The sequence below is a fragment of the Paenibacillus spiritus genome (genome assembly GCF_008710135.1).
In the GTDB taxonomy this organism is placed as follows: Bacteria; Bacillota; Bacilli; order Paenibacillales; family Paenibacillaceae; genus Paenibacillus_AQ; species Paenibacillus_AQ glufosinatiresistens.
Genome location: NZ_VYKK01000004.1, coordinates 291,324 through 311,650, shown reverse-complemented (window position 1 = coordinate 311,650; position 20,327 = coordinate 291,324). Strand labels below are relative to the sequence as shown.

Sequence of the window (20,327 nt, the reverse complement as noted above, 5' to 3'; positions counted from 1 at the left end):
GCGCCCGATAAGGGCGCCGAATTTTTTTGAAACGGTCCGTTTCACTGAGGTGAGTAGGGGGTAATAACCGAAAGAACTAGATGCGGCAAATTTCGTTGGGACAAAGTTCACAGTGGCAGATATCCTGGAGCATCCCAAGGTCTTTGATGACAATCATGCCGTTCTCATACTCGACGGCGTCCTTCTTGCGGAGGTCGCTGAGCATCCGGTTCACACTTTCGCGCGTGGCTCCGATCATGTTGGAGAGATCCGTATGCGTGATCTTTTTGTTGATCAGGATGGAGTCGCCATTCTTCTCGCCATAAGTGTTGCCGAGGCGAATAAGCGTGGAGCAGAGCGCTCCCGGTTTGCCGTACATCATCAGATCGCGGAACTTGGTCTGCGTCAGCCGGTGATGAATGCCCATCCACTTCATGAAGTCGATGGCAAAATCGCAGTGCTGGCAGATCAGAATCTCCAGATCCTTATGCTCAATCACACCGACTTCGCTTTCTTCAATCACTTCGGCCGTGAAGCTGTGCTTGGTGCTGAAGAAGGGATCGGCCTGGCCTACCATATCGCCGGTCTGGTACATATACAGAATAAGTTCCTTGCCTTCGTCGGTTGACTTGGTCAGCTTGACGCGCCCCCGCTTGATATAGAACAGCTTATCGGAATAATCGCCTTCCCAGAACAGGTGGGAGCCTTCCGGTACGACGCGTTCTTTCATGGTAACCAGCAGCCGATTGAAGTTCTGTTCGGAGAAACAGTTGGTGTTTCCGTGGGCTTCGATAACATTATAATGGTCGTTCATAATCGACATCCCCTTTATTCCCTCAGTTTTTCAGTAAATTTTAAATTAATTATACATGAAATTCCTCATAATGGGTGACAAAAGACACGGAAAAAGTGTCGATTTTTCAACATTGTGATTATTTTCACTAATGCAGGGCGCGGTGACCGGCCATTCTGTCGAGTTGAATCTCCCCCGCCAACGCATGAACAGGATTTTGTCTTCTATATAAGGGTGCAAAATCAGGGTGGCCGAAAGACGATGCAACCACGGATGAGAGGAATGCCTGGGAACCGGGAGCGTACTATGGAACACCCCGATAAGGTACGCTGGAGAAGGGCCGAGCCGGAAGAGTTATCATACGCTGCCGTTGCAGAGGAAGAAGTAAACGTATCGGAACTAAAATGTAAGCGCTTTGAAAAGAAAGCAAAAAAATTTTATACTTTGTGAAAGATTTCACTATACAAGACGGAGAAGCTGTGTTATGATCAATGTGTAGAGAGAAACAACCACAAATTTACAGGAGGACGAGAGACATGGCAGTTAAGAATGAAGTGGCCGCCCAAGTAAAGCAGCCTACCGCTGAAGAGTATATTCAGACTTTGGTAGATAAAGCGTTGGTGGCGCAGGAAGCCTACATGAACCTGGATCAAGAGCAAGTCGACAAGATCGTACATGCTATGGCACTGGCCGGGCTCGACAAGCACATGTATCTGGCGAAACTGGCGGTTGAAGAAACGGGACGCGGCGTATACGAAGACAAAATCACAAAGAACATCTTTGCAACGGAATATATCTGGCACGGCATCAAGTACGACAAGACAGTAGGCGTTATTGAAGATAACCCTTACGACAGCTTCCAGAAGATTGCCGAGCCGGTCGGCATTGTAATGGGTATCACACCGGTAACCAACCCTACATCCACCACGATGTTCAAGGCGTTGATTGCAGCTAAGACACGTAATCCTATTATATTCGGTTTCCACCCGTCGGCGCAAGAGTGCAGCGCGGCAGCAGCGAAGATCCTGCATGACGCAGCAGTAGCGGCCGGCGCTCCTGAGAACTGTATCCAATGGATCGAAATGCCGACCATGGATAAGACCAACGCCCTGATGAACAACAAGGACGTTGCGCTGATTCTGGCAACTGGCGGTTCGGCAATGGTCAAGGCCGCTTACAGCTGCGGCAAACCGGCTCTCGGCGTAGGCCCCGGCAACGTTCCGGCCTTCATTGAGAAGAGCGCCGACATCGACCAGGCGGTTACCGACATTATCCTGTCCAAGACATTCGACAACGGCATGATCTGCGCATCCGAGCAGGCTGTTATTATTGAAGAAGCTATCTTCGACCAAGTGAAGAAGAAGATGATTGCGAACGGCTGCTACTTCGTGAACAAGGAAGAAGCTGCCAAGCTGACAAGCGGCGCAATGATCGCCGAGAAATGTGCCGTTAACCCGGCTATCGTCGGTCAATCCGCTGTCAAGATCGCCGAAATGTGCGGCATCCAGGTTCCGGCCGGAACGAAGATTCTCGTAGCCGAACTGGAAGGCGTAGGACCGAAATTCCCGCTGTCCGCCGAGAAGCTGAGCCCGGTACTGGCTTGCTACAAAGTCAAGAATGCCGATCAGGGTATTGAGCGTGCGGCACAGATCGTTGAATTCGGAGGCATGGGCCACAGCTCCGCGATCCACTCCAACAACGAAGAAGTAATCATGAAGTTCTCCCACCGTCTGCAGACCGGACGTATTCTCGTGAACTCGCCATCGACACACGGTGCCATCGGCGACATCTATAACACGAACATCGCTTCGCTGACCCTGGGCTGCGGATCTTACGGACGCAACTCCGTATCGCAGAACGTTACTGCCATCAACCTGATCAACGTGAAAAGGGTGAATCGTCGTACCGTGAATATGCAATGGTTTAAAGTACCGGACAAAATCTACTTTGAAAAAGGCGCCACTCAATATCTCGCCAAAATGCCTGACATTACCCGTGTAGCAATCATCACTGACCCGATGATGGTTAAACTGGGCTATGTAGAAAGAGTAGAACATTATCTCCGTCAGCGGCAGACTCCGGTTGCCATCGAAGTGTTCTCCGAAGTTGAACCGGATCCTTCGACGACAACGGTTGAGAAGGGAACTGCCATGATGAACCGGTTCCAGCCGGACTGCATCATCGCACTGGGCGGCGGTTCGCCGATGGACGCTGCCAAGGGCATGTGGCTGTTCTACGAATACCCGAACGAAGATTTCAACAACCTGAAGCAGAAGTTCATGGATATCCGCAAACGCGTCTACAAGTATCCTAAGCTCGGCGTTAAGGCGAAATTCGTAGCTATTCCGACGACTTCGGGTACAGGTTCGGAAGTAACTTCCTTCGCAGTTATTACCGACAAGACTGGCGGAGGCAACACCAAGTATCCGCTGGCTGACTATGAGCTTACACCAGACGTAGCCATCATTGATCCGGAGTTCGTATACAGCCTGCCGAAGAACGCCGTTGCCGATACCGGTATGGACGTTCTGACACACGCCATCGAAGCTTACGTATCCGTAATGGCCAGCGACTACACGGACGGTCTGGCTATCAAAGCCATCCAGCTCGTATTCGCCAATCTGGAGAAATCGGCTCTGACCGGTGACCGCGTAGCCCGCGAGAAGATGCACAACGCTTCGACCCTGGCCGGTATGGCATTCGCGAACGCATTCCTGGGCATCAACCACAGCTTGGCTCATAAGTGGGGCGGCCAGTACCACACCGCTCACGGCCGTACCAATGCCATCCTGATGCCGCATGTTATCCGCTACAATGCGAAGAAACCGACGAAGTTCGCTTCGTTCCCGAAATACAACCACTTCGTGGCCGACGAACGGTATGCCGAAATCGCCCGTATCCTGGGACTGCCGGCCCGTACAACGGAAGAAGGCGTAACAAGCCTGATCAACGCCATCCGCGAAATGAACAAGAAGCTCGGCATTGAAGAGTCGTTCCAGGCTCTGGGCTTTGATGCAGCAGACTTTGAATCGCGTGTAGATTACCTGGCTGACCGCGCATTTGAAGACCAATGCACGACTGCAAATCCGAAGCTGCCGCTTGTTAGCGAACTGGCTGACGTATACCGCAATGCCTTCTACGGAAGATTCGAGAACTAAACTGACACACTGATTGGCGCCTTCGGGCGCCAATTCCATTGGGACCCAAAAAGGCGTGATAAATATCACTAAAAATCGCATAATAGTGATATTTATCACAGTCTTCACTGGGAAAGTAAACTAAAATGTTTATATAAGGTCCCGATTGGAAAAGTTATTGTGAAATTTGTTACAACGTGGGATCGCGAGACACGGGATTTTCCTTCAAGCCCGCGTACTCTACAAATCATATAAATATATGGAGGGATTTAGCATGTCGGTGATTGAAAAAGAAGTACAGGATGTCAAACCGGGCTGGCGCGGTTTTGTCAAAGGAAAATGGTCCAAGAAAGTTAACGTTAACGATTTTATCGCAGCGAACATCAAGCCGTACCATGGCGACGAAGCTTTCCTCGCAGGCGCGACTGAGAATACAAAGGAACTGTGGAAGATTATTTCCCAGCTGAGCAAGGAAGAAAGAGAAAGAGGCGGCGTATGGGATGTGGACCTCAACACGGTATCCACGATTACTTCCCACAAGCCGGGCTACATCGACAAGGACAAGGAACAGATCGTAGGCGTTCAGACGGACGCTCCGTTCAGACGTTCCATCCAGCCGTTCGGCGGCATCAAGATGATGATCGACGCTACCAAGGCCTATGGCTTTGAACTTCCGAGCAGCATTGTCGACATGTTCACGAATATCCGCAAAACGCATAACCAAGGCGTATTTGATGCATATACAAGCGAGATGAGAGCCGTCCGCAAAGCCGGCATCATTACCGGTCTTCCGGATGCTTACGGCCGCGGCCGCATTATCGGCGACTATCGCCGCGTGGCTCTGTACGGAATTGATTTCCTTATTAAAGACAAGAAGCAGGAACTGCTTAACCTTGAAGTGGATTCCATGACGGAGAGCGTTATTCGTCTCCGCGAAGAACTGTCCGAGCAGATTCGCGCTCTGGGCGAACTGAAAGAAATGGCGGCTATGCACGGCTTCGATATCTCCAAGCCGGCTACTAACGCCAAGGAAGCCTTCCAATGGGTATACTTCGGCTATCTGGCAGCCATCAAGGAACAGAACGGCGCCGCTATGTCTCTGGGCCGCGTATCTTCCTTCCTGGACATTTATGTACAACGTGATGTAGAAGAAGGCACACTGACAGAAGAACAGGCTCAGGAACTGGTTGACCATTTCGTAATGAAGCTTCGGATCGTCAAGTTCCTTCGTACTCCTGATTACAACGATCTGTTCAGCGGCGACCCGACTTGGGTTACGGAATCGATCGGCGGGATGTCGGTTGACGGTACAACTCGCGTAACGAAGAACAGCTTCCGCTTCCTGCACACGCTGTACAACCTGGGCCCGGCTCCGGAACCGAACCTGACAGTCCTCTGGTCCGAACAGCTGCCTGAAGCGTTCAAGAAATATTGCGCCAAGGTATCCATCGAAACAAGCGCTATTCAGTATGAGAACGATGATCTGATGCGTCCGATCTATGGCGACGACTATGGTATCGCCTGCTGTGTATCCGCAATGCGGATCGGCAAGCAGATGCAGTTCTTCGGCGCACGCGCCAACCTGGCCAAAGCGCTGCTGTACGCAATCAACGGCGGTGTGGATGAGAAGTCCGGCGCTCAGGTAGGTCCTGAATATCCGCGCATCACTTCCGACGTGCTGGATTACGAAGAAGTCATGAAACGCTTCAAGCCGATGATGGAATGGCTGGCTAAGACTTACGTCAATACACTCAACGTGATCCACTACATGCATGACAAGTATTCCTACGAACGCATCGAGATGGCGCTGCATGACCGCGATATCCTTCGTACAATGGCTTGCGGTATCGCCGGTCTGTCGGTTGCTACCGACTCCCTGAGCGCAATCAAGTACGCGAAGGTGAGACCGATCCGCAACGAAGAAGGCATTGCCATCGACTTCGAAACCGAAGGCGAGTTCCCTTGCTACGGCAACAATGACGATGCCGTTGACAGCATCGCCGTTGAACTGGTTGAGTCCTTCATGGGCATGATCCGCAAGCACCAGACTTACCGTGATTCCCTGCCGACTCAATCGGTGCTGACAATCACTTCCAACGTCGTATATGGCAAGAAGACCGGTACGACTCCTGACGGACGCAAGAAGGGCGAACCATTCGCACCGGGCGCTAACCCGATGCACGGCCGCGACAAGAAGGGTGCTCTTGCCTCGCTGAGCTCCGTTGCCAAGCTGCCGTATGAAGACAGCCTGGACGGCATCTCCAACACCTTCTCGATCGTTCCGAAGGCGCTGGGCAAGGATGACGAATCCTGCAAGGCCAACCTGGTAGCGATGATGGACGGATACTTCCACAGCAAAGGACATCACCTGAACGTCAACGTGTTCAACCGCGAACAGCTGATGGACGCCATGGATCATCCGGAGAACTACCCGCAGCTGACTGTCCGTGTATCGGGTTATGCAGTTAACTTCATCAAGCTGACCCGCGAACAACAGCTGGATGTTATCAACCGTACTTTCCACGGCCAGATGTAAGAAGCCGTTCGGCCATTCATAGAATGAACCAAGAGGATACCGCCCTTGCAGGCAAGGGCGGTAAAGTCTTGTTGTGATTTGGTTAAAATTTTAGATATCAGCAGCGAATTGTCCAGAAAGGATGACCTCCGATGATTAAAGGCCGTATTCATTCGCTTGAAACCTTTGGTACCGTTGACGGACCCGGAATCCGTTTTGTCCTGTTCATGCAGGGTTGTCTCCTGAAATGCCAATACTGCCACAACCCGGATACCTGGGGTCTGGATGAAGGAAGAGAAGTTACCCTCGATGAGATGGTCAAGGAAATTGAACCATATATTCACTATTACAAATCTTCCGGCGGCGGTCTGACCGTATCCGGGGGCGAACCGACGCTGCAGGCGAAGTTCGTCGAGCAGCTCTTCCGCGAAGTCAAGAAGCGCTGGAACCTGCATACCACCCTGGACAGCAACGGGTACAATGAAGGGGACAAGATTACGGACCTGCTGGATGTTACGGACCTTGTGCTGCTGGATCTGAAGCATATCGATGATGAAGCCCATATCAAGCTGACCGGGAAGTCGAATGAGCGGACGCTGCGTCTGGCCCGGTGGTTGTCCGACCACGGCCGCAAAATGTGGATTCGCCACGTCTATGTTCCCGGCATTCATAACAAAGAGGAAGACCTCCTTAACCTTGGCCGGTTCATCGGTACCCTGAACGGGGTAGAGAAGTTTGAAATTCTTCCCTACCATCAAATGGGCATCTATAAGTGGGAAATGCTTGGCCGCACCTATGAACTGGAAGGCGTGCCGTCTCCTTCCGAAGAGGAAGTCCAGCGGGCATACCGGCTGATTGAAGAGGGCCGCAGACAGACGGCCTTGGTCTAAGCGGGCGGCAGCCGTAGTCATGCTGCTCTCCGAACCGCAGATTTGCTGCTTCACCGACAATGCTATAGGATGGTAACCATCTGCCAGGATGGGAGCCATCCTTTTTTTGCGTAGGGACAATTTTCCGGGAGACTGAAACTTTTTCCTGTTTCCAGCGTCTAATACTATGATTTTGCATGGTCTGGAAATCTGATGTCAAAAAAGGCCTGCCGCCCTGTAACGGGGCGGCAGCGTTTTTGAGGGAACGATAAAGGCCAGAACGAACAACGCGCCAATAAGCGCCGGCCTCATCGTTCCTATATATTTTAGGAGCAGAAGGAGTCATACCATGAAACTGAAGAATCTTGCCCTCATTGCCGCACTAGTTGTCTCACAAACCGCAGTGTCGCTTACGGCGGTCGCAGCGGCCGAACCCGGAGCCTCGTCCACATCGGACCGTCTCCAGACCGCTGCTGTCACGGGAACGGAAGCCAGTCCATCTCCGCAAGCCTCGGTCTCTCCGTCTCCAACGCCAACTGCAACAGAAGGCCCGGCTGCCACTTCGTCCGCCGAGCCGTCAGCCACGGCCTCGCCATCCGCGTCGGCGCCGGTCAATGCTACTGCCACTCCGTCCGCCTCTCCCGGGGCTGCGCCATCTCCCGCTGCAGCGCCTTATGCGGTGACGCCGGCGGCTTCGGCAGCGAGCGGCCAGCTTGTGCTGATGATGAACAGCAACAAAATGTACCTGAACGGCTCTCTGTATCTGGCCGGCCAGCCGATGGCCGTGAAGAACGGCGTCTCGTACATAGCGATTCGTGCCCTGGTCGAGCGCTTGAATCTGCAATTCACCTATGATTACAAGACCAAGGAAACGATTATCAAGAAGGACGGCAACGAGCTGCGGTTCAAGACCAACAGCAAAATGTACACGGTGAACGGCAAGCCGACCGCGATGAAAGGCCCGGCTTACCAATACAAGAATACTTTCATGGTGCCGCTGACTTCGATCACCCAGGCGCTGGGCATACCTTATACGGTAGACAATGTGCAGAAGCGCGTTATTCTGACGCTCTCCAGCAAGCCGAAGGCCTCGTTCACGGTACAGCCGGGTGAAATCTTCGCCGGCGAAACGACGGTGACTTACACAACGTCCTCTTCGGCCTCGAACGGCGCCGTTATTGCAAATGAACGCTGGGAAGGAAGACAGGATGTCTTCGCTCAGCCCGGCGCTTACACGGTCAGCTATTGGGTGCAGGATTCCAATGGGGAGTGGAGCGATCCGTACACGTTAACGATTCAGGTTCAGACCCCGAACCGGCCGCCTGTAGCTATGTTCACGACAGACAAAGACGAATACAAAATCGGGGAGCCGATTACCATTACCAATACCAGCTCCGATCCGGACGGCGATACGCTGACCGAGAGCTGGTCTAACCGGGCGCTCGCTTTCTTCAACCCGGGCCAGGTGCCGATTCAGCTGACGGTTACCGACAGCCACGGGCTCAGCAGCACTTATGAGAAGATTATCAATATTACGAGCGAAGTTATGTATAATCAGGAAGATTTCAATAAGCTGTTCGTTCCGCTGGGCGATCTCTATGTCATTAACGGCGCAGCCGTTCCGAACTGGCCGAAGGTCACCTATACTTCTTCGTCGGAGCCGGTAACCCTGATCCGGAGCAACAGTCCCGAGACGGTATACTCGGAAGGCATCGTGTACCGGGAGACGGCTATGGGCAACACCCGGATCATGGTTCACCACAAGAATTCGATGAGCACGAACATGAAGATGTACGTAATTGCCACCAACAATAATCTGTATGCCGCTTCGCTGAATACCCAGGCGCTCGGCTTCGGCGGTCCGATTGATATTCCGACGGCTACCGGCAAGAAGTCAATCGAGACGTATTTCCAGAGCAAGCAGACCGGCAGCGCGGCGAGCAATATCGTCCTGCAGCCGGGCGAGAGCAAGGCCGTTCTGACGACTATCAACAATGTGACCATGAAGCCGGGTCAGGTCATCTCGATGCTGGCCGACGTATTCAGCGACTATCCGCTGCAGTATTCGGTTATTATGGTAGATTCGAACAAGGACCCGCTGGCCGTTCTGCCGACGCTTCCGCTGCTTGACCGGGACGGTGTGCATAACCGCGGCACGTACCCGGACGCGAACCGGAATCTCGTAGTCAACGATCTGCTGGGCCTCAGTCCTTCCCGTCTGGTGCTGGGCTACAACGCCGATGACCCGAACCTGACCGGCACCGACGCTCTTTCGGGCACCGATGCCTCCAACTCGGGGAACTTCGGGGTCATATACAAAATTACGCTGAACCGCGTTGCTCCGAACACGCTCATTACCCTGAATCCGCGCGGCGGCAAGTACCAGGGACCGCTTCTGGTCAATGGAACTCTTGTGCAAGCGCCGAATGCCGGCGCTGTAGACGCCCCGAACCAGAACAGCGTGCTCTGGCGCACGGGAGATGTGGAGCAGTCGGTTGAAATTCAGTTCACGGCGGCTTCCGGCAGCAACCTGCCGGTCAACATCCTGTTCCAGCCGCTTCCGCCGAAGAAGTAGAGGAACCCGAAATAATCCCATAATAGAACCGGGGGCTGCGGCCTCCGGTTTTTTTTCGGGTTCCGGCGCTGCGGAGAGAGCGGCGGCAAGGGAGAGGGCGGACCGGCAATTGACGGTCCCCGTCTTTTGCGTCATTATTAGGGAGATGGCATTCATGAAGCATTTAATCAGGGGAGATGAGCCTATGCTGTCGACCGATCAGATTCTGCACATTATGTCGAAGCAGGGACTTCGGATCACCGACCAGCGCCGGACGCTGGCCAAGCTGTTCGGAGAGAGCTCCGGCTATTTATCGGCCAAGGACGTGTATGAACATATGGGCCGCAAATACAGCGGCCTCAGTTTCGATACGGTATACCGCAACCTGAGAGTAATGGAAGAGCTCGGGGTGCTGGAACAGATTGTTTTTGAGGACGGCGTGAAGTTCAAGGGAAGCTGCAATCCGGAGCATCACCACCATCATATGATCTGCCTGCAGTGCGAGAAGACGTATCCGATCCAATTCTGTCCGATGAACCTGACGGATACGCCGGATCAATTCCGCGTTGTGAAGCACAAATTCGAAGTGTTCGGCTACTGCCGCGAGTGTGAAGAAGCGCGGGAAGAAGAGGCGGCCCCGGCGTCGAACCGGGAAGGGGACCGGCCGAGATGAAGCTTGGAACCCGGGCGCTGCAGGCGCCCATCGTCTTTTACCGCCGTGTGATCTCCCCGCTGAAGCCGGCTACGTGCCGGTTCTACCCGACCTGCTCGGCTTATGCGATGGAGGCAATTGAGGTTCATGGCCCGCTGAAAGGAGCCTGGCTGGCAGCCCGGCGAATCGCCCGCTGCCATCCGTTCCATCCCGGCGGCCTGGACCCGGTGCCTCCGGCCAAGCCGAAGCGCCGGCAGGGAGGTAGCCCGGGCGGACAGGGGCAGGCTTGACTTCGACCCGCCGGATTCGCTATGATTAATAATAAGCGCCATGCGCAGAATATTGGGATTGCAGTATATAATCCGAGGAACGGATGAGTACGCCGCAGCACCAGCAGCAGAGAGCCGGGTCAGGTGCAAGCCGGTCTGGGCGCTGGCGGCCGAAGATGGTCCGGGAGGAACCGCCGGTGAGCGGCGAGATCCCTGCGTGAAGCGGGAGACTCGGCAAGCCGGAGGCGTGAACCCGCGTTAAGGGAACGGTCCCCTGGGGACCGGCTGAGCCGCCCTCTGCGAAGAGGACGGGAAGTTGGGTGGTATCGCGTGAGCAGAAGCTCTCGCCCCATATGGGGGCGGAGCTTTTTTTGTTTTTCTTTTAACCAGGAAAGGGATGGAGACATGAGCGAGAAGAAGACGTTTTACCTGACAACCCCCATTTATTATCCGAGCGACAAGCTGCACATCGGGCACGCCTATTCGACGGTGGCCGGCGATGCGATGGCCCGTTACAAGCGGCTGCGCGGCTATGAGGTCCGGTATCTGACGGGAACGGATGAACACGGCCAGAAGATTGAGCAGAAGGCGGAGCAGGCGGGCAAGACCCCGCAGCAGTTCGTGGATGATATTGTGGCCGGCATTCAGGAACTGTGGAAGAAGCTGGAGATCTCCAATGACGACTTCATCCGGACCACGGAGGAGCGCCACAAGAAGGTGGTGGCCGATATCTTTGACCGGCTGCTTCAGCAGGGGGATATCTACAAGGGCGAGTACGAAGGCTGGTACTGCATTCCCGATGAGACGTTCTATACGGAGACGCAGCTCGTCGATATCGAGCGGGATGCTTCCGGCAAAATCGTTGCGGCCAAGAGCCCGGACAGCGGCCACCCGGTCGAACTGGTGCGGGAAGAAAGCTATTTCTTCCGGATGAGCAAGTATGCGGACCGGCTGCTGAAGTTCTATGAGGAGAACCCGGAATTCATTCTGCCGGAATCGCGCAAGAACGAGATGATCAACAACTTTATCAAGCCGGGGCTGGAGGATCTCGCCGTATCGCGGACGACCTTCGACTGGGGGGTGAAGGTCAAGGGCGATCCGAAGCACGTGGTCTACGTCTGGATCGACGCGCTGACCAATTATATTACGGCGCTTGGCTACGGCAGCGAGAACACGAGCTTGTACGACAAGTTCTGGCCGGCCGATGTGCATATTGTCGGCAAGGAAATCGTCCGCTTCCATACCATCTACTGGCCGATTATCCTGATGGCGCTCGGCGAGCCTCTGCCGAAGAAGGTGTTCGCCCACGGGTGGCTGCTGATGAAGGACGGCAAGATGTCCAAGTCGAAGGGCAACGTGGTGGACCCGGTAACGCTGATCGACCGCTACGGTCTGGATGCGCTGCGTTACTATCTGCTGCGGGAGGTTCCTTTCGGTTCCGACGGCACCTTCACGCCGGAGAGCTTCGTGGACCGGATCAACTATGATCTGGCGAATGACCTCGGCAATCTGCTGAACCGGACGGTAGCGATGATTGAGAAATATTTTGATGGCGTGCTTCCCGCTTATGAGGGTCAGGTCACGGCGTTTGACGGCAGTCTGGAGGAAGCGGTCGCCGCCACTTATGCCAAGGTGGAAGAAGCCATGGAGAAAATGGAGTTCTCCGTCGCCTTGACCGCCATCGGCGCTCTGGTAAGCCGCACGAACAAATACATCGACGAGACCCAGCCTTGGGTGCTCGCCAAGGATGAGAGCCAAAGAGGCGAATTGGCCTCGGTAATGCGGCATCTGGCCGAAGGGCTGCGCACGGCCTCGATTCTGCTCCAGCCGTTCCTGACGCAGGCGCCGGCCAAGATCTGGACGCAGCTCGGCATCGAAGCCGGAGAGCTGACCGCCTGGGACAGCGGCAGAACGTTCGGCCTGATTCCGGCCGGCACCCGGCTCGTCAAGGGCGATCCGATCTTCCCGCGGCTGGATGTGGAGCAGGAAGTCGCCTACATCGCGGGGGCGATGGGCGGCGGCAAGAAGGCGGAGGAAGCGGCGGATGCGCCGAAGACCGAAGCGGCTGTGTCGGAGCCGGCCGAAGAGCACAAGGACGAGATCGGCATCGACGATTTTGCCAAGACGGAACTTCGCGTGGCCCAGGTTATTGCGGCTGAGCCGGTCAAGAAGGCCGACAAATTGCTGAAGCTGCAGCTTGACCTCGGATACGAACAGCGCCAGGTGGTATCGGGCATCGCCAAGTTCTACACGCCGGAAGAGCTGGTGGGCCGCAAGGTCATCTGCATCGTGAATCTGAAGCCGGTGAAGCTGCGCGGCGAACTGTCGCAGGGCATGATTCTTGCCGCTTCAAAGGGCGATCAGCTCAGTCTGGTCAGCGTGCCGGACAGCATGCCGAATGGCGCCATTGTTAAATAGCAGACGGTCAGGCGCCAGCGGCTGACCGCCGCAGAATAAGAGACGGCCAATCCGGGCAGGATTGGCCGTCTGGCGCATCTTGCGGTTGACTTATCGTAATTATTACTATTATAATTCAAATAGTAAATTTTACGATTACGGGAGAACAATGATGAAACAACTATTTAAGGGTAAAGGGTGGAAGTACGGCGCGCTGCCGGTTCTGCTGCTGCTGCTGCTGGTGCTGGTTCTGCCGGGCTGCGGGGCGGGGAGCCGGAGCGCCATTGTGGAAGGCAAGGTCAATGTTGTCACGACGTTCTATCCGATCTATGAATTCGCCAAGGAGATCGGCGGAGACGATGCCCATATTATCAATCTGCTGCCGACGGGCGTAGAACCGCATGACTGGACGCCGCGCAGCCAGGACATCGCCAATACGTCCAAGGCGCAGCTCTTTCTGTACAACGGGGCAGGCTTGGAAGGCTGGGTGCCGAATTTTCTTAAAGGTCTGAGCGGAGACAGCTGGGTACAGGCGGTTGAGGTCAGCCGGGGCATCGAGCTGATTACGTCCGGCGAAGACGACGGGCATGACCATGAGAGCGGGGAAGCGGAGGATGCGGCGCATACCGGTACGGACACGCTTCATACCGACCCCCACACCTGGGTAAGTCCAAAATCCGCATTGATTATGGCGGCCAACATCAAAGACAGTCTGATTAAGGCCGATCCGGCTCACCGCGGCGGCTATGAGCAGCGGTACCAGGTTCTGGAGAGCAAGCTGAAGGCGCTGGATGCCGAGTTCGCGAGCACGCTGTCCGGGCTGCCAAAGAAGGAGATTGTCGTCTCCCATCAGGCGTTCGGCTATCTGTGCCGGGATTACGGTCTGACCCAGCATGCGATCATGGGGCTGTCGCCGGATGCCGAGCCGCGGGCTCAGGATCTCGTCAAGCTGGCGAAGAAGGTCAAGGCAGAGAAGATCCGGTATATCTTCTTCGAGGAGCTTGTATCGGACCGGCTGGCCAAGACGCTGGCGGGCGAAGCCGGGGTGAAGACGCTGGTTCTGAATCCGGTGGAAGGCCTGACAGACAAGCAGAAGAAGAACGGGGATACGTACTTCACGCTGATGTCGTCCAATTTGCAAAATTTGGTACTCGCCTTACAATAAAAGAAAAGCGCCAGTGAAAGGAGGCGGACAAATGCTCCCGACATCTGCGGATTGTCATCAGCATATTATTGAAATGGACAATCTGTCCTTCAACTACGGAGGACGAGACGTTATCCGCGATCTGAATTATCAGGTGCGGGAACGCGATTTTGTCGGTGTGATCGGAGCAAACGGGGCAGGGAAGACGACGCTGCTGCGGATGATTGTCGGTCTGCTGACGCCGACCGCCGGCGAGATTCGGCTGTTCGGCCAGCCGGTCCGCCGGTTCAAGGACTGGGAACGGATCGGGTATGTTCCGCAGAAGAATGCGCTCAATCCGCTCTTTCCGGCAACGGTCCGCGAAGTGGTCCAGTCCGGTCTGTACAACAACAAGAGTCTGCTTCGCCGCGTCGGGCGGGCCGAGCAGCGCAAATGCGAGGATGCGATGGAAGTGATGCGCATTACGTCCATTGCAAATTCACGGGTCGGCGAGCTCTCCGGCGGCCAGCAGCAGCGGGTCTTCCTGGCCCGGGCGCTGATCAACCATCCGGATCTGCTTATTCTCGATGAGCCGACCGTCGGCATCGACGCCGAGACGCAGAAAGGCTTCTTCGAGCTGATCACGCATATGCACGCCCATCATCATATGACCCTGCTGATGGTATCCCATGACCTGGATATGATCCACGATTACCTCGGTCCGGAGCCGGTTCAGAAATGCGGCGGCGTACATTTTTATTCCCGCCATTCGCACGAAGCCCAGGATTGCGCCGAGGATAATCTGCGGCATACGCTGATCTAGGCCTAACGGGAGGAGATTATTTAAGTTGCTGGATATCCTAACAAGCGATTTTTTCCGGCGGGCGCTCGCGGGCGGCCTGCTGATCGGGATTACGGCGCCGCTGATCGGCGTCTTCCTTGTGCTGCGGCGGCTGTCGATGATCGGAGACACGCTGGCGCATGTTACCATTGCCGGGGTGGCGCTCGGATTTCTGACCGGCTTCTATCCGCTGGGAGCCGGGCTGGTGTTCGCGGTGGCGGCTTCGTTCGCCATCGAGAAGCTGCGCAAGGCGTACAAGAGCTACGCCGAGCTGTCGATTGCGATTATAATGTCGGGCGGCGTTGCGCTCGCCTCGCTCTTTTTTACATTGGGAAAAGGCTATAATGCAGATGTCATGGGGTATTTGTTCGGCAGCATTTATACGCTGAATTCGGCGGACTTGATCGTGGTCGGCATCGTCACGGTTCTGGTGGTTGCTGTCATTATTCTCTTCTTCAAGGAATTCTTCCTGCTGAGCTTCGAGGAGGATGCAGCCAGCGTCAGCGGCCTTCCGGTTCGTATGCTGAATCTGCTGCTGACCGTCATGACCGCCCTCGTCATCAGCACCGCGATCAAAATCGTCGGTTCGCTGCTCGTGTCGGCGCTGCTCACCATTCCGGTCGCCATCAGTCTGCTGCTGGCGCGCAGCTTCAAGAAGACCGTCGTTCTGGCGGTCGTGGTGGCGGAGATCGCCGTCATCGGCGGTCTGGTCGTGGCCGGCGTCTGGAACCTTGCGCCCGGGGCTACAATCGTGCTGCTGCTGATCGCGCTGCTCATCGTGACTCTGATCGGCAAAAAAGGGGTAAGCTAGACCTAACCGACTGGAGGTCTGCCTGTGAGCGAAGTGAATCTGGGGCTGGCCGTGGCGGCCGGCGCGGCTTCCTTCGTCTCGCCCTGCTGCCTGCCGCTGTATCCCTCCTATCTCTCCTATATCACCGGTCTGTCGGTCCGCGAACTCCGCACGGAAGACCGGACCGCGAGGGTCCGGTTGAGAATACTGCTGCATACAGGGGCTTTTGCGCTGGGTCTGTCGGCGGTCTTCTATGCCCTTGGTCTCGGGGCCAGTCTGTTCGGCCGGCTGTGGGGAGACCAGCGCGAACTGATCCGCCAGCTCTCGGCGATTCTGATGATCGTGATGGGGCTGGTGCTGCTCGGATTGATTCGCCCCGGGGCATTGATGAAGGAACGCAAGCTGGCCATGGCCAGGCGGCCGGCGGGTTATGCGGGTTCCTTCCTGCTGGGCGTCGGCTTCTCCGCCGGCTGGTCGCCGTGCGTCGGTCCGATTCTGTCCGGCATTCTGGCCCTGTCCGTGCAGGAGCCGGCCTCCTGGGCGGCGCTGATGACCGGCTATTGCCTCGGATTCGCCTTGCCTTTTCTGCTGTTGTCGTTCTTCATCGGCGGCGCCCGGCGGCTGCTGAAGTATTCGGTCCCGCTGATGCGAACCGGAGGAGGGCTGATGGTTGCCATCGGCGCTCTGCTGCTGACGGACCGGCTGTTCCGCATAACGGTCTGGCTGCAGAGCATGACTCCGGGATGGCTGAAATTCTGAAGCCCGGCTGCTAAGCGGACGTCAGGTGAAGTAGTCGATGCCCGCCTCGGGAAAATGTTCAAAAATCCGCTCTGTGAGGAACTCTCGCAGGGCGTTTTGCTGCTCGTCGGGATAGACGTACTTGTTCTGCCCCCAGCGTCCCCATTTTTTTTTGCGTTTCTCGATGTCCATCTCGAGTTTGGTCTTCGGATATCGTTTCTCGATCACGGATTTGGCCGTCTTGGTGAACCGGTGCTGGATCAGCTCGAAGGTCAGTCCCTTGCCGGTCGTTCCGGGCGGCATCGCGAGTGCCAGACGGGACAGCAGCTCGCCGTAGCCTTCTTCCCAGCCGTCGTGCCAAATAATCGGGGCGATAATGAACCCGAGCGGATAACCGGCGCGGGCGACTTTGCCTGCGGCTTCGAGCCGTTCCTCGAACCGCGAGGTGGCGGGCTCGAAATTGCGGATGACATAATCGGCATTGATGCTGAACCGGATGCGGGTATGGCCGTTGTGCTTGAGGCCGAGCAGCGAATCGACATGCGGGAATTTCGTGACAAAACGCAGCCGGCCGAGCGGCTCGTCCGCCATAAAGGTGATCAGCTCCGCCAGGGACCCGGTAATATGCTCCAGCCCGACCGGGTCCGAGGTGCAGGCTGCCTCGAAGGTGGTGATCTTCGGTGCGCCCTGCTCGATGTAGCGCTTCGCGGCTGCTATGACGTCGTCCGTATTGACGTAGACGCGGATATAAGGCTTCGCCCCAAGCGTTGTCTGCAGGTAGCAGTAATGACAGTGGCCCATACAGCCCGTGGCGATCGGGATGGCATAATCGGCGGACGGTTTGGACTGGTCGAATTCCAGCGTTTTGCGGAGGCCGACCACCAGGGTCCGTTTGGCGATTTTGTACTGCTCGCTCTCGGTCTCCCCCGGCAGATTGGTAATCCGGTTATGCGAGGTGGTCATCCGGTAAGGGATGCCCTGCTCACGGACCCAGTTCAAAATTCGCTCGCCTTTGGGGTACTGGAGCGCATCCGGCTCGAAGTACACCAGCTCCGGAACAAAAGGCGCGGTGGGCCGGGGCTTGCGGGCCGGAGGCCGGCTTGGCGTAAGAATGGACAAGGGGATCAGCTCCTTCGCGAGAAGATGGCTATAGTGTCCCGCAGCCTTCCGGCAAGCAGTCATGGCAATGCCCGCCAGAGGCTGCAGGACAGGCGCCGACTTGCCAAGGGCCGTCAGAAACATGTATCATGAATAGAGTCAAGCCGCGCCGGGGCGCTGCGGCAACTATGAGAAAAGAGGTTAAGGGCATGCCAACACCCAGCATGGAGGATTATTTGGAGCGCATCTATAAGCTCATCGACGAGAAGGGCTATGCGCGGGTTTCGGATATCGCCGAGGGGCTGGAGGTGCATCCCTCTTCCGTCACCAAAATGATCCAAAAACTGGATAAGGACGAGTATTTGATCTATGAGAAATACCGCGGGCTTATTCTGACGAGCAAAGGCAAGAAAGTAGGGAAGCGTCTGGTGGACCGCCACCAGCTTCTTGAAGAATTCCTGACCATGATCGGCGTGCACGAGGAGAATATTTACCGGGATGTAGAGGGGATCGAGCATCACTTAAGCTGGGATTCCATCACCCGGATCGAGACGCTGGTGGAGTATTTCCGCCAGGACGAAGCGAGGGTGCAGGCGCTTCGGAGTCTTCACGGAGAGATCGGCAGCGAGAACTGAGCGGGCCTGCCCGCTTAAACGGATAACGATCGACAGCGGCGGCCGAAGGGCCGCCTTTTTGACAGGGGGGAAGGCAGTGGACAAGAAAGAACAGGTGATGACGGGCTTCCGGGATTTGTTCAACAAGATGGTGTGGCTGAACAAGACGAAGATGGAAATCCAGCTGGAGGGACACAAGCCCTCCGAGGTTCACTGTATGGAGTTCATAGGAAGACATGCCGACTCCAACGTGACCCGGCTGGCGGAATCTCTCTATATGACCAGCGGCGCAATAAGCAAGATTACGAAGAAGCTTCTGCAGAAGGGGCTGATCGAAAGCTACCGCAAGCCCGACAACAAGAAGGAGATCTACTTCAGGCTGACCCGGCAGGGAGAGGAAGTCTACCGGATACACGAGGAGCTTCACCGCGAGTTCCGGGAGCGGGATCAGGCGGTATTTGAAGAGGTGACGGAAGAACAGTTCGACGGCATGCTGCGGTTCATCGAGAAGTACAGCAGCCATTTGGATGCGGAGATCAAGAAGCAGGGACAGCCCACTTGAATGAGAGGGCTGTTTTTTTATGGTGAAATTATTGTTTCCGAGGAAGCAAAATGATGTTAGGATTATATTGCTTCCAAGGAAACAATATTGTCAAACAAAGGGGAATGAATATGTCCAAGGCTTGGTTGTTCGGTCTCGTCTCTGTGTTCCTGTGCGGGATGGGCTTCAGCATCGTAATGCCCGTCGTTCCGTTCCTGGTAGAGCCTTATGTCACCCGTCCGGGGGACCAGGCCATCGCGGTGACGCTGCTGACCTCCGTCTATGCGTTCTGCGTATTTATGGCCGCTCCCGGACTCGGAGCGCTGAGCGACCGGTATGGCCGCCGTCCCGTTCTGCTCCTCTGTCTGACCGGCTCCGCAATCGGCTATTTGATGATCGGCATCGGGGGAGCGCTGTGGGTCCTGTTCGCCGGACGGATCATTGAAGGATTGGCCGGCGGGAGCATCAGCATGCTCTTCGCCTATTTTGCCGATATCACGCCCGGCGAGCAGCGCACCCGAACGTTCGGGTGGGTGAGTGCGGCTGCGGGCGCAGGCTCTGCCATCGGTCCGGTTGCCGGCGGCCTGATCGCCGGTCTCGGTTATCCGGCGCCGATGTTCGCGGGGGCAGCACTTACCCTGGTGAATGTAACCGTCGGCTTCTTCTTCATGCCGGAGAGCCTGGACCGGACGAACCGGCGCCCGCGTCTGGCGATTTCTCAGCTGAATCCGCTGAACCGGCTTGGCAAAGTCCTGTCCGTAAGACCCCTCAATCTGCTGCTGCTCTCCGCCTTCCTCGTCTGGGTGCCGAGCGGATCTCTGCAGGCCATCTTCCCGCAATTTACCCTCGATACGTTTCACTGGCCGCCTGCCCGAATCGGACTGATTCTCTCGATTATCGGAATACAGGATATTCTCTCCCAGAGCCTTGTGATGCCGAAGCTGCTGAAGAAGCTCGGCGATGCGCCGATTGCGGTGCTGGGCATGGGGGCCGAAATCGCCGGATACGCCTTCATTGCCGCGTCCGCCTGGTTCTCCTCGTACGGGCTGGTTATCCTCGGGATCTTCGTCTACGGCTTCGGCGATTCGATCTACGGACCTTCCTGCAACGGCATGATCTCCAAAACCGCCGGTCCCGGAGAACAGGGAAGCGTGCTCGGCGGCAGCCAGTCGATACAAGCTCTGGCCCGGATTGCCGGGCCGCTCGCCGGCGGGCAGCTGTATGCGGCGCTGGGCCATGCGACTCCCGGTCTCATGGGTGTGGTCCTGATTGCAGCAGCTGCTGCCGTTCTGTATCGGGGGGCACTTGTTCCCATGCGGCGGAACGGCATCTGATCCATGCTGCCCAAGTTGGCCTCGTATCGCAACCTTTTGGCCTCCGGGACGTCCAAACATGTAGTTTATACCAAATGGGAGGA

16 protein-coding genes are annotated in these 20,327 nt (G+C 56.0%); 14 read left to right on the top strand and 2 right to left on the bottom strand.

Annotation, left to right across the window (positions count from 1 at the left end; genetic code table 11):
• Positions 1-76: 76 nt before the first annotated feature.
• Complete coding sequence (locus F4V43_RS03220) at positions 77-793, bottom strand: Crp/Fnr family transcriptional regulator (protein WP_150456804.1); 717 nt, start codon at positions 791-793, stop codon at positions 77-79.
• 515 nt (positions 794-1,308) lie between these two features.
• Between F4V43_RS03220 and adhE the strand changes: the two genes are divergently transcribed.
• The 11 genes from adhE (at position 1,309) to F4V43_RS03165 (ending at position 16,678) form a co-directional block, all read left to right on the top strand.
• Complete coding sequence (gene adhE / locus F4V43_RS03215) at positions 1,309-3,930, top strand: bifunctional acetaldehyde-CoA/alcohol dehydrogenase (protein WP_150456803.1); 2,622 nt, start codon at positions 1,309-1,311, stop codon at positions 3,928-3,930.
• A gap of 253 nt (positions 3,931-4,183) precedes the next feature.
• Positions 4,184-6,445: a formate C-acetyltransferase gene (gene pflB, locus F4V43_RS03210; protein ID WP_150456802.1), complete on the top strand. Its 2,262-nt coding sequence runs from the start codon at positions 4,184-4,186 to the stop codon at positions 6,443-6,445.
• A gap of 131 nt (positions 6,446-6,576) precedes the next feature.
• Positions 6,577-7,314: a pyruvate formate-lyase-activating protein gene (gene pflA / locus F4V43_RS03205; RefSeq protein ID WP_150456801.1), complete on the top strand. Its 738-nt coding sequence runs from the start codon at positions 6,577-6,579 to the stop codon at positions 7,312-7,314.
• A 328-nt stretch (positions 7,315-7,642) separates the two neighbouring features.
• Entirely contained in the window at positions 7,643-9,868 is a 2,226-nt protein-coding gene (locus F4V43_RS03200; protein ID WP_150456800.1) for a copper amine oxidase N-terminal domain-containing protein, read from the top strand.
• A gap of 184 nt (positions 9,869-10,052) precedes the next feature.
• Complete coding sequence (locus tag F4V43_RS03195) at positions 10,053-10,520, top strand: Fur family transcriptional regulator (RefSeq protein ID WP_150457039.1); 468 nt, start codon at positions 10,053-10,055, stop codon at positions 10,518-10,520.
• Complete coding sequence (gene yidD / locus F4V43_RS03190; protein WP_150456799.1) at positions 10,517-10,789, top strand: membrane protein insertion efficiency factor YidD; 273 nt, start codon at positions 10,517-10,519, stop codon at positions 10,787-10,789. Before F4V43_RS03195 ends, yidD begins: the two co-directional genes overlap by 4 nt.
• Positions 10,790-11,119: 330 nt before the next feature.
• The gene (gene metG / locus F4V43_RS03185) at positions 11,120-13,186 is read left to right on the top strand and encodes a methionine--tRNA ligase (protein ID WP_263406092.1); all 2,067 of its coding nucleotides are present in this window, start codon (positions 11,120-11,122) and stop codon (positions 13,184-13,186) included.
• A gap of 148 nt (positions 13,187-13,334) precedes the next feature.
• On the top strand, positions 13,335-14,330 hold the full coding sequence (locus tag F4V43_RS03180; RefSeq protein WP_411898441.1) for a metal ABC transporter substrate-binding protein: 996 nt from the start codon (positions 13,335-13,337) through the stop codon (positions 14,328-14,330).
• Between the two features lie 31 nt (positions 14,331-14,361).
• Positions 14,362-15,111: a metal ABC transporter ATP-binding protein gene (locus tag F4V43_RS03175; protein ID WP_150456796.1), complete on the top strand. Its 750-nt coding sequence runs from the start codon at positions 14,362-14,364 to the stop codon at positions 15,109-15,111.
• A gap of 28 nt (positions 15,112-15,139) precedes the next feature.
• Positions 15,140-15,940, top strand: coding sequence for a metal ABC transporter permease (locus tag F4V43_RS03170; RefSeq protein WP_191089473.1), 801 nt, complete (start codon positions 15,140-15,142; stop codon positions 15,938-15,940).
• A gap of 24 nt (positions 15,941-15,964) precedes the next feature.
• Positions 15,965-16,678: a cytochrome c biogenesis CcdA family protein gene (locus F4V43_RS03165; RefSeq protein WP_150456794.1), complete on the top strand. Its 714-nt coding sequence runs from the start codon at positions 15,965-15,967 to the stop codon at positions 16,676-16,678.
• A gap of 21 nt (positions 16,679-16,699) precedes the next feature.
• Here F4V43_RS03165 and splB read toward each other — a convergent pair whose 3' ends face one another.
• Positions 16,700-17,770, bottom strand: a complete 1,071-nt coding sequence (gene splB, locus F4V43_RS03160) for a spore photoproduct lyase (protein WP_408638303.1) — start codon at positions 17,768-17,770, stop codon at positions 16,700-16,702.
• A 194-nt stretch (positions 17,771-17,964) separates the two neighbouring features.
• Between splB and mntR the strand changes: the two genes are divergently transcribed.
• The 3 genes from mntR to F4V43_RS03145 all read left to right on the top strand — a co-directional run bounded on the left by mntR (position 17,965) and on the right by F4V43_RS03145 (position 20,244).
• Positions 17,965-18,390 carry a transcriptional regulator MntR gene (gene mntR, locus F4V43_RS03155; RefSeq protein ID WP_150456792.1) on the top strand — a complete coding sequence of 142 codons (426 nt, stop codon included), beginning with the start codon at positions 17,965-17,967 and terminating at the stop codon, positions 18,388-18,390.
• A 76-nt stretch (positions 18,391-18,466) separates the two neighbouring features.
• A complete protein-coding gene (locus F4V43_RS03150; RefSeq protein ID WP_150456791.1) occupies positions 18,467-18,931 on the top strand; it encodes a MarR family transcriptional regulator in 465 nt (154 codons plus the stop codon).
• 110 nt (positions 18,932-19,041) lie between these two features.
• The gene (locus tag F4V43_RS03145) at positions 19,042-20,244 is read left to right on the top strand and encodes an MFS transporter (RefSeq protein ID WP_223879755.1); all 1,203 of its coding nucleotides are present in this window, start codon (positions 19,042-19,044) and stop codon (positions 20,242-20,244) included.
• The last annotated feature ends 83 nt before the right edge of the window (positions 20,245-20,327 follow it).